Source organism: Methanolobus sp. WCC5 (genome assembly GCF_045690325.1).
GTDB lineage: Archaea > Halobacteriota > Methanosarcinia > Methanosarcinales > Methanosarcinaceae > Methanolobus.
Genome location: NZ_CP146981.1, coordinates 376,903 through 390,987, shown reverse-complemented (window position 1 = coordinate 390,987; position 14,085 = coordinate 376,903). Strand labels below are relative to the sequence as shown.

At 43.7% G+C, this 14,085-nt stretch carries 12 protein-coding genes; 8 read left to right on the top strand and 4 right to left on the bottom strand.

Annotation, left to right across the window (positions count from 1 at the left end; all coding sequences use genetic code 11):
* Positions 1–63: 63 nt before the first annotated feature.
* From V7O64_RS01920 to V7O64_RS01895, 6 genes are all read left to right on the top strand, one after another.
* Complete coding sequence (locus V7O64_RS01920; protein ID WP_407356350.1) at positions 64–285, top strand: sulfurtransferase TusA family protein; 222 nt, start codon at positions 64–66, stop codon at positions 283–285.
* A 31-nt stretch (positions 286–316) separates the two neighbouring features.
* Positions 317–736, top strand: a complete 420-nt coding sequence (locus V7O64_RS01915; protein WP_407356349.1) for a DsrE/DsrF/DrsH-like family protein — start codon at positions 317–319, stop codon at positions 734–736.
* A gap of 91 nt (positions 737–827) precedes the next feature.
* On the top strand, positions 828–1,994 hold the full coding sequence (locus V7O64_RS01910; RefSeq protein ID WP_407356348.1) for a cysteine desulfurase family protein: 1,167 nt from the start codon (positions 828–830) through the stop codon (positions 1,992–1,994).
* Between the two features lie 29 nt (positions 1,995–2,023).
* On the top strand, positions 2,024–2,659 hold the full coding sequence (locus V7O64_RS01905) for an iron-sulfur cluster assembly scaffold protein (protein ID WP_407356347.1): 636 nt from the start codon (positions 2,024–2,026) through the stop codon (positions 2,657–2,659).
* Between the two features lie 57 nt (positions 2,660–2,716).
* Positions 2,717–3,253, top strand: coding sequence for a DUF2284 domain-containing protein (locus tag V7O64_RS01900; RefSeq protein ID WP_407356346.1), 537 nt, complete (start codon positions 2,717–2,719; stop codon positions 3,251–3,253).
* Positions 3,254–3,342: 89 nt separating this feature from the next.
* The gene (locus V7O64_RS01895; protein ID WP_407356345.1) at positions 3,343–4,281 is read left to right on the top strand and encodes a ribonuclease III family protein; all 939 of its coding nucleotides are present in this window, start codon (positions 3,343–3,345) and stop codon (positions 4,279–4,281) included.
* Between the two features lie 61 nt (positions 4,282–4,342).
* On the opposite strand, the gene glgP is transcribed toward V7O64_RS01895, so the two are convergent.
* Positions 4,343–6,052, bottom strand: a complete 1,710-nt coding sequence (gene glgP / locus V7O64_RS01890; protein ID WP_407356344.1) for an alpha-glucan family phosphorylase — start codon at positions 6,050–6,052, stop codon at positions 4,343–4,345.
* 24 nt (positions 6,053–6,076) lie between these two features.
* The gene (locus V7O64_RS01885) at positions 6,077–7,018 is read right to left on the bottom strand and encodes a 1-phosphofructokinase family hexose kinase (RefSeq protein ID WP_407356343.1); all 942 of its coding nucleotides are present in this window, start codon (positions 7,016–7,018) and stop codon (positions 6,077–6,079) included.
* A gap of 429 nt (positions 7,019–7,447) precedes the next feature.
* On the opposite strand from V7O64_RS01885, the gene V7O64_RS01880 reads away from it, so the two are divergent.
* On the top strand, positions 7,448–7,993 hold the full coding sequence (locus tag V7O64_RS01880) for a carbonate dehydratase (RefSeq protein WP_407356342.1): 546 nt from the start codon (positions 7,448–7,450) through the stop codon (positions 7,991–7,993).
* Positions 7,994–8,062: 69 nt separating this feature from the next.
* On the opposite strand, the gene V7O64_RS01875 is transcribed toward V7O64_RS01880, so the two are convergent.
* The gene (locus V7O64_RS01875) at positions 8,063–8,341 is read right to left on the bottom strand and encodes a sugar-specific transcriptional regulator TrmB (RefSeq protein WP_407356341.1); all 279 of its coding nucleotides are present in this window, start codon (positions 8,339–8,341) and stop codon (positions 8,063–8,065) included.
* Positions 8,342–8,563: 222 nt separating this feature from the next.
* Here V7O64_RS01875 and V7O64_RS01870 point away from each other — a divergent pair, with 222 nt between their 5' ends.
* Complete coding sequence (locus tag V7O64_RS01870; protein ID WP_407356340.1) at positions 8,564–12,163, top strand: nitric oxide reductase activation protein NorD; 3,600 nt, start codon at positions 8,564–8,566, stop codon at positions 12,161–12,163.
* A gap of 58 nt (positions 12,164–12,221) precedes the next feature.
* On the opposite strand, the gene V7O64_RS01865 is transcribed toward V7O64_RS01870, so the two are convergent.
* Positions 12,222–13,988, bottom strand: a complete 1,767-nt coding sequence (locus tag V7O64_RS01865) for a thiamine pyrophosphate-binding protein (protein ID WP_407356339.1) — start codon at positions 13,986–13,988, stop codon at positions 12,222–12,224.
* Between the last annotated feature and the right edge of the window lie 97 nt (positions 13,989–14,085).

The following is a 14,085-nucleotide window of genomic DNA, read 5'->3' as shown; positions in this document are numbered from 1 at the left end:
ATTCATATATAAATAATCGGGAATCAAATAATCCTCATAAGGAAACATATAGGGGGCTATCATATGACAGAAACGAATATCGATGTAAGAGGACAGACATGTCCTGTTCCTCTTGTAGAATGCCGTAAAGCACTTAAAAAGGCTGCACCTGGAGATGAGATAACCATAGTGGGAACTCATCCGGCTTCCAAAAAAGAGATACCTATGGCATGTGAGGCAATGGGACTTGAAGTCATGGAAGTTGAAGGTAACGACAAAGAATGGAAGATCCGTATTAAGAGATAATGAGAGATTGGAATTTAAACGGGGGATGGAAATGACGGAAAAAGCAGTAATAATCGTTCATAGCGGGGATATCGACAAGATCTACAGTGCCCTGATAGTAGGGAATGGTGCTCTCTCCATGGGCATAGATGCTTCGCTTTTCTTTACTTTCTGGGGGCTTGAGCGCCTGAAGAAGAACGGACTTGATAAGGGGCCGCTCTCTAAGATGAATTTCCTGGGACTTGGTAAATGGATGGTAAAAAGCAGGATGAAAAAAGCCAATGTTGTTTCACTTGAGAAGCTGATGACAGACTTCAGGGAACTTGGGGGCAAGGTCATAGCCTGTGAGATGACAATGGAGATCATGGGAATAAAACCTGAACAATTGCAGCAGGAATGGATAGATGATTATGGTGCCGTTGGCACTTATGTCATGGAAGCAAAAGATGCTGGCATAACGCTTTTCATATGATGGATACAAACATGACTATTAACTTATAGGTCAGTGATTAACTTTGCAAGCAGCTTAATTCCTGAAAATATTAATTTTTAGAGGAGGCACAATGTTCGATAAAATGATATATCTTGATAATTCAGCCAGCACACGACTGGATGAAAGGGTACTGGATGCAATGAAGCCCTATTACTTTGATACATATGCAGTGGCTACATCAGAATTCGGATACTCGATGGGTATTGATGCAAAAGAGGGACTGGAAGAGGCCCGTGGGGTAATCGCATCCTCTATGGGTGCCACAGCAGATGAAATAGTATTCACATCAGGAGATACAGAGTCAAGCAACATGGCTATCAAAGGAGCCATAGCTGCTTTAAAGAAAAAGAAAGCACAACACCTGATCGTATCAAAGATAGAGGACTTCCCTGTACTGAACACCGCAAAAAACCTTGAGAAACATGGCTATGATGTAGATTATATTAGTGTTGATGCGGAAGGTAAAGTCAGCCTTGAGGAACTGAAAAGTAAAATTAGGGAGGATACAGCCCTTGTATCCATCCAGCATGCCAATCAGGAAATAGGAACTCTCCAGGACCTTGATTCAATTGCAAAAGTATGCAAGGAAAAAGGTGTGCTGCTGCACACTGATGCCACCCACAGTTACATGAGGATTCCTATAGATGTATCAAAAACGCCTGTGGATTTGATAACAATGTCAGCTCATACCATACACGGTCCAAGGGGTGTCGGTGCATTGTATGTCCGCAAAGGTACACCTCTGGAGAAATGGATGGATGGAGGATTCCAGGAATCCAACCGCCGTGGAGGACTTGAGAATATACCCGGGGCAGTTGGTTTTGCAAAAGCAGTGGGACTTGTGAGCCAGAAGGAGAATGAATTCCTGGCCTCACTCAGAGATTACACCATTAAGAGGGTCTTTGAAGAGATCCCGCACGTGACCCTGAACGGAAGCAAAAGCCAGAGGACGCCACAGAATGCAAATATCACTTTCCATTATGTTGAGGGAGAATCAATGACATTGCATCTGGATATGAGAGGTTTTGCGGTAAGCACCGGCTCAGCCTGTTTCAGCCGCTCACTTGAGGCCAGCCATGTCATACTTGGAATTGGAGGTGACCATGAAAGGGCACACGGCTCCATAAGGTTCACATTCGGACGCTACAACAGCATGCAGGATGTGGATGCTGTTGTAGATGCAATAAAAGAGATCGTCAGCCAGTTAAGGGCCATCAGTCCCCTGTACAACAAATGAGATAAATTGAGAATACTGAGGTGAAAGAAATGAAATTCCCGTATACTGAAAAGGTGCTTGAGCACTTCAAGAACCCCCGTAACGTGGGAAAAATGGAGAATCCTGATGGCAAGGGACTGGAAGGCAGTCCGGCTTGCGGGGACATGGTTGCTGTTTATCTGCAGGTCAACCCGGAAACACAGGTTATTGAGGACATCAAGTTCGAATCATATGGATGTGCCTCCAACATTGCCACAGCTTCCATAATAACAGAACTTGCCAAGGGAAAGACCATAGATGAAGCAAAGAAAATATCGTGGCAACAGGCAACAGAGGAGCTTGGCGGTCTGCCACCTGTAAAAGCACACTGCTCCGTGCTTGCAGTTGAAGGCCTGAGGGCAGCCATCCGCGATTATGAAGAAAAGCATGGTCTTGTAAGTGAAAAAGAACCCACTACACCTGATGTGGTCAGAAGCAGGCTTAAGCACGTGATGAATCCCATGGCAGGGCTTGATATAATCAGGACAGAACTGGTTACAAAGATAGAGGTCAATGAAGGTGTTGTCAGGATACTTCTGGACCTGCCTTCCAACCACCAGTTTGCAGCAGCCATCAAAGAGGATATACTGGAAAAGGTCGAGTCCCTCTGGGACATAACAGAGGTCAATGTTGTCTTTACGGAATAAGACAACATTTTTTTTATGACAATATATAAAGGGATATCTCACGATAAAGGATTCCGTATGGTAAAGGATTCTCATATAATTCTTGATAAAGCAAAAGAGATCGGGCTTGCAGCTTACCCCCTTGATACTTCTCAGATCGATGTGGAGAACAGGGCACAGCTCAAATGTGCTTTTGGATGCAGAGGATATGGAAAACGCCTGAGCTGCCCACCACATATTATTTCAATTAACAGTTTCAGGGATATTTTAAAGGAATACAGTAAGGCTATCCTTCTGATAGAAGAACATGACACGTCTGCCGAAGATGATATACTGAAGGCATGGTCAGGACTTCGCAAGGGTTCCTTCCGGAAGATGCTGGAACTGGAACACCTGGCTTTCAGGCATGGATTCACCTTTGCCCAGCTGCTCCGTCCCGGTGCATGCAATGAATGTGAGACATGCGCAGAAAAATGCAATAAACCTGAAATGAGGCGTTTTCCTCCTGAGGCCGTGGGAATAAACCTGTCCAGGCTTATGGAGAAAAAAGGACTGGAAATTGAATATTGTAATTTTTCCAGGATCAAATGCGTTGGAATTCTGTTACTTGATTGAATTTATCTAAGCCATGGGCAAAGCTTTAAAGAGAAAGGTAAAAACTGAATAAAAAACGAAAGGAAAAGTGAGACTAAAAGTGAGAGTTAATGAGAATCAATGCAGACCTCAGTGTAAATGAAAATGATCTGGAAGAATTCCAAATGATCATAGGATTCAGATTCAGGGACCGGGGTTATCTGATACAGGCTTTACTGCACGGTTCGCTTTTCAGCGGAAATAAGGAAAAGATGCTCGCTTTTAGAAAGGCAAATAACCTTGAGAATAAGGATTATGAAAAACTGGAATATCTGGGTGATTCGATCCTTGGTATGATAATTGCCGAGCATGCATATCATGACAGGAATATCAACGAATATGCAAAGGAAAACCATCTTAGCATAGAAGGTGTTTGTACAAAGATCAGGCAAGTACTTGCCTCGAACATGAGCCTGAAACCTGTAGCCAGGAAGATAAAACTCTCAAGGTTCATATTGTCCGGGGAACATGCGATCATTGATGGAAAACTATCTGATATAATAGAAGCACTTATTGGTGCCATCTATCTGGATGGGGGCTGTGATCCGGATAATAACAGCAACAAAAATCCCGGCAATGAACTGTACATGGAAAACGCAGATTTTGATAACGAAAAAGAAAAGAATGCAGATCCTAATAATGTAAATTCTAATAACGTAAATTCCAAGAAAGCAGATCCTAATAATCTAAATTCCAATAACTTAAATGGCAATTATATGGCAACAAGGGATTTTGTTTACAGGTTCTTTGATATATACAGTGCCCTTGAAAAGATACCCATATCAAATCCTAAGGGAAAGCTGCAGGAATTGTTCCACAAGGAAGGTCTTGGGAACCCATGCTATATGCTTATTGATGAAGAAGGCCCTGACCATAAAAAACAATTTACTGTTGCACTTTATCATGGTGACAGGCTACTTGCAACCGGCTCAGGTGATAACAAAAAGAAAGCTGAGCAGGCTGCTGCCACTTTGCACTTAAAGCATCTGAAAAAAAATGAAGGTTTTTGAGCAGACAAATTATCTGCCATGCAAATGTATCGATCGTAGCATTTCTTAGTAGCAGAGTTTATCAATAGCAACAATAAGCATTGAGCACATATTCCTGTATCATTCTATGTGTATTGAAGAATGATCCATTGATTGCAATCGAATTGCGCATGACATCAATGAAATTGTTGCGGTCGTGATAATACAAAGGAAGGATGATATTCTCCAGTTTGTCATACATCGATCTGGCATCTTGCAAGTGTTTATTCTCTTGAGAAGTGGAAACACCATTGCCTATTGCCCAGCCGGTCACTCCTTCTATATTTCCTTCTATCCACCACCCATCCAGTACACTCAGATTAGGAACGCCGTTTAAGGCAGCTTTCATACCACTTGTACCGGATGCTTCCAGGGGTGGTTCCGGAGTGTTAAGCCAGATATCAACTCCTGATGTTATCATTGCCCCAAGATCCATGTTGTAATTCTCAAGGTAAACTATCTTTATATCATTTTCAAGGGAATACTTTGCACGAAATATCTTTTTTATGAGCTCTTTAGCACTATAGTCCGCCGGATGAGCTTTACCTGAATAAATTACCTGGAACTTTCCGACATTATCATAAATATTTCGTAAGCGCTCAATGTCATGGAAAAGCAGGTCAGCTCTCTTATAGTTAGCAGCCCTCCTTGCAAAACCGATCGTCAGCACATCCTCATCCATATACAGGCCGGTTTCTCTGCTGATATGTTCCATTAGTTTCCTTTTGGCCTGCATATGAGTTTCCCAGATATCTTCCTTTGGGATATTCAATGCATAGCGAAGACTGAAATTGTCTTTGCGCCACATGGGAATGTGCTGATCAAACAATTCTCTAAATGGAGCTGATACCCAGGTGCCTGCATGAACACCATTTGTAATGGAATTAATAGAATAACCGGAAAATAGTTCCCTTGAGATTTCCCCATGACTTCTGGCCACACCATTTACATAGCGGCTCATGTTAAGGGCCAGAAAAGTCATATTAAGAGTATTTCCATTGTAAAGAACTCCATTTATTCCAAAGAAATCATCCCTCTTGCCGATGATCATCTCTGCCATTTCCCTGGTAAATTTGTCATGGGCTGCAGGAACTATTGTGTGGGTGGTGAAAACGCATTTTTTATGGACTTTTTTACAGTCTTCTTCTGTTACATGATCCCTGCCTGCTTTTTTGGCCTCCTCATCAAGCAGTTCCATAGTAAGCAATGCGGAATGCCCTTCATTCATATGGAAACTGCGGATATTGCTATAACCAAGTTCTTTGAGCATCCGGGCTCCGCCCACACCAAGTATCAGTTCCTGACATAATCTGTAGTAGTTATCCCCACCATAGAGATGATGGGTGAGTGTCCGGTCCCATTCAGAGTTCTCTGGCAGGTCTGCATCAAGGAAGTAGACAGGAACTACAAGACCACTGATACCTTTAACCTCATATTTCCAGGCTCTTAAATGAACTGTTCTTCCGTGGATAATAACATGGGTCCTTGAGGGCATCTCCTGCATGAACTCTTCCACAGGCCAGGGGTCCGGTTCCTCACGTTGCCATCCATCCTTTTCCAGCCTCTGCTGGAAGTGTCCCTTCCTGTAAAGAAGAGTAATTGCAACCATTGGCACTTTCAGGTCGGCAGATGAACGTATGGTATCACCTGCAAGTATACCAAGTCCTCCACTATAGGTGTGTATTTTTTCATCGATACCAATCTCCATGGAAAAATAAGCTACAATATTCCGATCAATGAGTAGTTCCTGCATGTACTCCCTCCTGTTAGATTAAATTTAGTTTCCTGCCATGAATGTCATTTTTGCATAAAGACGCTCAGTATCTTCTTTCCGGCATAGCTCGGTTCCTGGGGTCATCACAGCAGCAGAACCTGCAGCTATCCCATAAAGTGCAGCTTCCCGCAGCTCTTTTCCTTTAGAAAGACTCAGGACAATACCTGCAACCATACTGTCACCTGCTCCTACTTTGCTACTGATGGGAACAGTTGGTGGCACAATGTGCTCTACGTTATCCTCCAAAACCAGCAGAGCACCACCCGCTCCCAGGGATATGACCATAGCTTCGCATTTTCCATCCCTGATCATTCCCTGGGCTGCCTGAGCTATCTGTAATTCCTCTTTTATGTCATTTCCTGCAAGCTCTCTGAATTCACGGACATTGGGTTTGATGAGATACACACCTTCCTGCAGAGCATGTTCAAGGGCATCCCCTGATGCATCAACGATAACCTTTGCCCCCATATCTTTTCCAATACGAGCAACCCTGGCATAGAAATCCGATGGTACACCCAAAGGAAGGCTTCCACTGGCAACAAGATAATCCGGTGCAGGGGTGATCAAGGAAAGTTCCCGGAGGCATTGTTCCCATTCATGTGTCTCAAGTTGCGGGCCTGGCATCCCGAAGCGAAACTGCCGTCCGGTGGATTCCTCAAGGACGATAAGATTCTCCCGTGTGCTTCCTTTAATGGGAAACATGAGCTGGTCCACTTCTTCCTCTTCCAGAAGGTCATGCAGCATCATACCTGGCATGCCACCAGCCGGATAGAAAAGTAATGAATCCCCTCCTAATTTTTTAATGGCCCGGGAGACATTAACACCTCCCCCTCCGGGTTCATAGCTAACCGGACCACAATACAATTTGTGTTCAGCTATTACATGCTGGGTCTTAGTGCTTTTGTCAATGGCAGGATTCATATTCAGAGTGACAATGATCTTCATGGATATCTCCTTATTAAGATAGCGCAGATTCATATAAAAATCAATGTAATTATTCACCTGTGTTTAGTGTATCAAATCTGTTGCCTCTAACTTCATCAACATTCAGATGTTCATTCAAATTGCGCAGAGAAGAGTGGTTGCGCTTCATTGAAAACAGGTTTCCTGCAAACAGTATTAACATTTATTTATTTATTTATTTAATTGTTTATTTAATTGTTTATTTAATTGTTTATTTGATTACTGATTTATATATTTAATTTATTATTTATAAATAGTATGTATTTATTTAATTGTTTAATTATTTAAATACATGATCATGTCCAATCAACAGGTTTATATAAATTATCATAAGTTATCATATCTAGTAATATCCAATATACTCTGAGGCAATAGTCCGCAGAAAAAACCATAATCGAGGTGGCAAAAAAAATGCTCTATCCCAATCCCAATAACCAGTATCCAAAAGTCAGTGAAAAGGCCTGGGTATCCGAAACAGCGATCATCGTCGGAGATGTAACAATAGGTGACAATGTATATGTTGCTCACAATGCCATCATAAGGGCTGATGAACCTGGTTCTTCTATAAGGATAGGTGACAGCTGCAATGTACAGGACAATGTGATAATTCATTCGTTATCCAACTCAGAGGTTGTTATAGAGAACAATACATCACTTGCCCACGGATGCATTGTGCATGGTCCATGTGTAATTGGAAAAGGATGTTTTGTAGGATTTGGGTCAGTGGTATTTGACTGTAAAATTGGGAATGATGCACTGATATTACATAATTCCACGGTCCGTGCTGTCCAGATACCTTCAGGAAAGGTAGTTTCTGACGGACAGGTACTTACAAAGCAGGAAGATGTGCAGGATCTTGAGGAGATAACATCCGATCTTGTCAATTTCAAGCGTTCCGTTATCAATGCCAACATCGAGCTGGTGAATGGTTACAGGAACCTTGATCAGGAAGCCTGAAAAAGCTAACTGCCATTCAAAATGATTCAATGCTGTATGGAAACATCCCGGGGTCACATAAATCTGAAATCAGATAAATTTCCCATCCATTTTTTCCATGACAGCTTTCCCGGTGTCTGTAAGAATGAATTTCTTCCAGGTAGACTTTGAGGGAGTAAGACATTCTATGAGTTCCCTCTCTTCAAATTCCTTTAATGCACGGCTGATGTTCTGGGTCGACCGCTGGGCATCATGGGCTATGTCAGATGCTTTTGCTATTGCATTCTTTTTAAAGTATTCCATTAGAATGAGCCGTCGGTCAATACTTAAAATCCATCTCACATGTTCATCTATTAGATCTTCTTTCATGATCCTTTCATCTCATCAAGGGTCTTAAAGGTGTTTCACAGCCATGTTAAAGGCTTGTTGGCTAATTATTACAACAGATTACTATTTAATTAATTCTGTTCAGGCGGCTTGAAGAGGTCATGCACAGCAGATATAAAGGAAAAGAAGCAAAACCTTGTTCGGTAAAGCAGATATCTGCCAGCCTGTCAGTCGATTTTTCGAGTTGTCAGGGAGGGAAAACCATTGTCGTCCTATACAAGTAATAATGATCATCCTAGCAGGAATGAAATAATCGAGCTGATAGCTTCCTCCTTTCCAAAGATCGACCAGGAGGACGTGCCCTCAATTCCCGGGCAGTTTGCAAGACTATCAGCAAATGAGCTTAGAATTGTACTGCATTACGGAACAAAGGTTTCAAAGAAGGGCAGAAGAATCCTTACTGCCTATCTCAGGATTGCACCGGCCGTATACGTACTTTGTGGGAGTGAGAATTTTGACAAATGGATCCGTTCATCAGAAAAAGTAGCTCAATTGAATATTTTCTGTCTTGAGGGTTTCTTTGAATCCTCTCCATCTATTCTTGAACACGGTGATCTGGAGCTTCTCGATAAATGGGCCCAACTGGGAATGGACCTGGCAACTAAAAATAAGAACATTGCTATTGCTTACTTCAAGAACAGTGAAACAGTGTTGATCAGCAGCTCACCCGACAGGTTCGAAAAGATGGTAGCCATTGGAAAAGAACTTGGAGACTTAAATGTCCAGGTTGCTGAATCTTATTTTGAGAATCTGCCAGGATTGCAGGATGTGCTTTCATTTGAGGAACTTGAATTATTCTATAACATTATTCAAAAGATCCTTCCGGATAACTGGACAATTGCTGTTGAGATACTGGAAAAGAGTGGAGATGTTTTTTCTTCCGCTCCTCCCGGCCGGAACGAGCAGATCTTCAGATCAATGGATATGATAACGGAACAAGGGAGCCTACAGACACTGGCTTTGTTCAGAAATGCACCCCGGATGACAACAATACTTGATAAAAGAAGTTTCTATGAATGGACGGAGATTGCCTGCAGTATCGCTAAAATAGGAAAGGATGCATCTGTCACGTTCTTAGACTTGTCTGCGGAAGTTCTGGATGTCCTTGAACTAAAAGAGGTAGAGGGGTGGATGGATAAATGTACTGACTCGCTTTCACTTAACGCAGATGCTCTTGAGCGATTCATCTATGCTGCTTTTACAGGATTTGCAAAATACAAAGCATCCAGTCAAAAAGAAGAGCGCTCATATCTGATCGATGAAGGTATCAGGCTTGCACTTATAGATCCTGATTATCTGAAAGCATATTTTGAATATGCTCCGGAAGTATTCGCTCTGCTCACAGAGAGCAGGTTCAATGAATGGATGAGACTCGGGGAAGAAATAGCAAGGAAAAGCTCTGTTTTTGTTTCCGGTTACTACAGGAATTCAGTTACTGTATTTAAGCGGCTTGCGGGACCGGCACATGGAGAGATACTTGCAACAGCAGATATGCTGCTTGAAAAGGACTGGCTGCTTACCGGCCTGTTCATGGATAACCTTCCTGATGTTATCAGGAAACTGGAAACACAAAAAATAAGGAAATGGGCAGGCATAGGGGTAAAAATATATGAACTTGATAAAAGATTCGCTGCTGATTATTTTGCATCTTCTCCGCAGCTTCTTTCTGACCTGGATATTGAGGAACTGGAAGAGTGGGCTTTAAAAGGACTTCTTGTCTCACAGGAAAATCCTCTTATCGGAAGGCCATATTTCTCTCTGCGATCAAAGGTCTCAAAGGACTTTGTTGCAGAACTCACAGGTTCTGTTGCAGTCAAAAAAGTCTCAAAGGTGCTGCACTACTACGGATTGGGCCTAAGTGGTATCAATTTTACCATAAGGTCCCGTAAAACCCTGCCTATCGGGGAAAAAACAGATTCTATCAATCCGGTTGTCGACGGTACAACGATATATCTTGCACCAAAGATGAACATATATAGTGACCAGGAGAATAACTTCAAGATCTACAAACTGAGCATTATGCATGAGGTAGGACACAGAAAATTCAGTTCTGTCCGGGTTGCTTTGCATGACGTTTCCAGCTTACTGCAACACATATCAAAGAATTATCCAAATAAAGAATACAATGCAATGGAATACAGTTCAAAAGAATACAATTCAAGAGAATACAATGTGATCGCCCCTAACCTGCAATATAGCACACAACAGGAGGGCATTGAAACCATAGGAATAAAGGACATCGTAAGCATGTTCCCCAATCCCGTTGCGGCAGGGACCATACTGGGCATAATTGAAGATGCACGGATAGAATATATGGTAATGGACCGGTACAGAGGCGTACGCCGGGAACTTGATAGTGTACGCCGTGAGATGCTGTCAGCAAGACCGGTACCTGTTGGAGATATTGCAGCGTTCCTGGACACACTTCTCTGGCTTTCCACGGGACATGACCCTGGCTTTAAGTTAATGGAAATCAATGGAGAAATGAATGAAGAAATGGATGGAAAAATGGATAAAAGTATTGCGGAAAGTATGCGTATACTTTTGCGTGACGGGATATTCAAGGACCATACCTCGATCTGCGACTCCCTGGAAGTGGCTTTGAAGATATACGAATTGATGGATAAGCATCTGGGCCCACTGGAATCAAGAGATTATGAGTTTTTCAGGAATATTGATTATCGTGGTGTCAGTATCAGTAGTTTTGCCCATCAAGATGTTTCCCACAGCAAAGAAAGGAATAGTGTCATCCAAAACTTCATTCCCGGAAAATATGATAGCTCAGAAGAACGGGTTAACGAAAAGAGCCCGGAGGAAATCAAAAGCATCCCGGCAAAAGCAGGTGAAAAGAAAGATAAGCAGGCTGCATATGCCATGGATAAGAACTGGAAGATACTTGGCACTTACAGGTATGATGAGTGGGACTTTGTTATCAATGACTATAAATCGGAATGGTGCACCGTAAATGAGATCGAACCGGTTGGCGGTACTCCCGGTTACTATGATATCACTACAGAACATTACAGGAATGAAATTGCCCTTATTAAACGCATTTTCAGCATCATGAAACCTGTGGATTTCCAGAAACTAAAGCAACAGATAGATGGGAGTGAGATAGATATAGACACTTTCATAGATTCATTGATGGAAAAAAAGTGCGGTATCAATCCCGATGATAGGCTCTACGTAAGATGGGACAAGCAAATGCGTGATGTTGCAACTCTTTTCCTTGTTGATGTCAGCGCTTCCACACGTAAGACGCTCGGGGAGGAAAAAAGGAGTATAATAGATGTGGAAAAGGATGCACTTATCATAATGACCCATGCACTTGAGAGCATAGGGGACAAGTATGCCATCAATGCATTTTCAGGTCATGATCGTGGCGGGATCGAATATTTTGTTGTAAAAGGTTTTGAAGAGGAAATGTCTGCTGATGTTGCACGAAGGATAAGTATCCTGGAGCCTGTATCCAATACACGGCTTGGTTCTGCCATACGCCATTCCATCAGTAAGCTTGAACAAGTCAAAGCGAAAACGAAAATAATAATATTATTATCCGACGGAGAGCCATATGATACATGTAAAGGTGAAAGCGCATATCAGGGCCATTTTGCCGAAGAGGACACAAGGATAGCGATACAGGAAGTAAATGCAAAGGGCATGCATCTCTTTTGTATCACAGTGGATTCAAGTCCCGGGGACTACCTGGAAAACATATTCTCTGATGTTGGTTACACTATACTTGATGATGCCCGCAAACTTCCTGAAACACTTCCTTTGCTTTACAAGAAGATAACAACATAAGCATATTCAAAACTCGGTATTCAGGCTCAAAGCCCGGAGAAGGATCTCTCCGTACGTCTCAAATCATTGCCCAGGTTCCCGTTTTATCCTGTATCTCCTCATATAATTCCTCAGTTACCTGCCTTATATAAGGCCCCAGGATCATGTCCTTATAGGCTCCCCCGGCCGGAACTTTCGGATACAGGACCTCTTCATGGTCAGTGCAGATCTCCAGGAAGCATGGACCTTCAGCATCCAGGAAGGCTTCCATGGCATCTTTCAACTTGCTCCTGTCTTTTATCCTTGTTGCGTAGCCAAAGCCAAAGGAGGCTGCGATATCCGCGAAACAGACATCTTTCATTCTCTCTGTGCCCGTCCGGAAGCCCTGATAAGCAACATCCTGCAGGTTCTGGACCATGCCGTCACTCCTGTTGTTGAGCAGGAGTATCCTGACAGGCAGATTAAGGGATGCGATGGTGTGCAGCTCTCCCAGGTTCATCCTGAGGCTACCGTCACCATCGATAGCAATGACCCTGGCATCCGGATTTGCGTATTGGACACCAATGGCCGTGGGCATGGAAAAGCCCATTGTACCAAAGGAACCGGAGGTCATGAAGGATTTTGCCCGCTGCATGGGCAGGTACTGGGCCGCAAGCATCTGATGGTTACCGACACCGGTGGTGATCAGGGTGTTGTTGTCGATGTATTTTGCCAGCAGGTTCAGGACCTCGGCTGACTGGATGTATCCGGATTCCCGGTTGTAATCCAGAGGCCAGGACCTTTTCAGGAATCTGGCACGCTCCTGCCATTCCCGGATGTCCGGGGTGATGTTATGCTTTTTTGCATAATCCAGCAGGTCCCGGATAGCTGTAGCGCTGTCTCCGATGAATGTGAATTTCGGGCCGCGCTCTATCTTTATCTGGTGCATCTTCTCCGGATTGATATCGATGTAGGCAATGTCGGTGCCTATGGCAAACCCGACCTTCTCCGCAACCCTGTCGTCCCAGCGGACACCAATGGCAAAGAAGAAGTCGTTCTCCTGGATGAGCATGTTGGCATAGGGTGTGCCGAACATACCCAGCATGCCAAGGTTAAGCTCCTCCCGGCCATCAATAACGCCCTTTGCCATGAGGGTATTGACCGAGGGGATATTGAAATGCTCGTTGAATTCCCTGATGGCCCGGCTGCCTGCCTCAGAGTTCAGCCCTCCGCCCAGGTAGAGCAGAGGCCGTTTGGATCTTTGCAGCAACCGGAAAAAGTCAGCACACTGGTCCTCGCACAGGTGCCTGTCATCGTGGTAACTCTCCTTAAACCTCATGACATTGATGCCCCGATACTCATGGACCTTCTGCTGCTTATCCATGGGGAAATCTATGACAACAGGCCCCGGCTTGCCTGACGTTGCGAAGTAGTAGGCATCCTTGACGATCGCTTCGACATCATCGTCGTTAGAAAGCTGGATGACCTTCTTTGCAGCTTCCCCGAAGATGCCCTTGACATTGATATGCTGGAAGGAATCAGTGCCTATCTTATGCTCCGGGACCTGCCCCGCAAATACAAGCAATGGAATGCTGTCCCCATAAGCGTCTGCAACGCTGGTGAGCGTATTGGTGATGGCAGGTCCGGATGTGACAATGGCAACGCCGACCTCGTTGCTCGACCGGGAATAACCGGCTGCACTGAAGGCTGCCGACTGCTCATTGGAATTGATGATTATCTCTATACCACTGTCCCTGAGAGCGTGGAATACCGGTAGTATCGCCGCCCCCGTATAACCAAAGATGTGTCTGACCCCAAGGTCCTCCAGGCATTTAACCAGAACTTCTGCTCCATTCATTTCTTCCATTTTCATTCTCCGTGAAAGAAACGATCCCGGCACAGGATACACTAATCAGTAAATTGACCAAAAACAGCGCACTTGAGCCAGAAAAGTTTCCGTTATC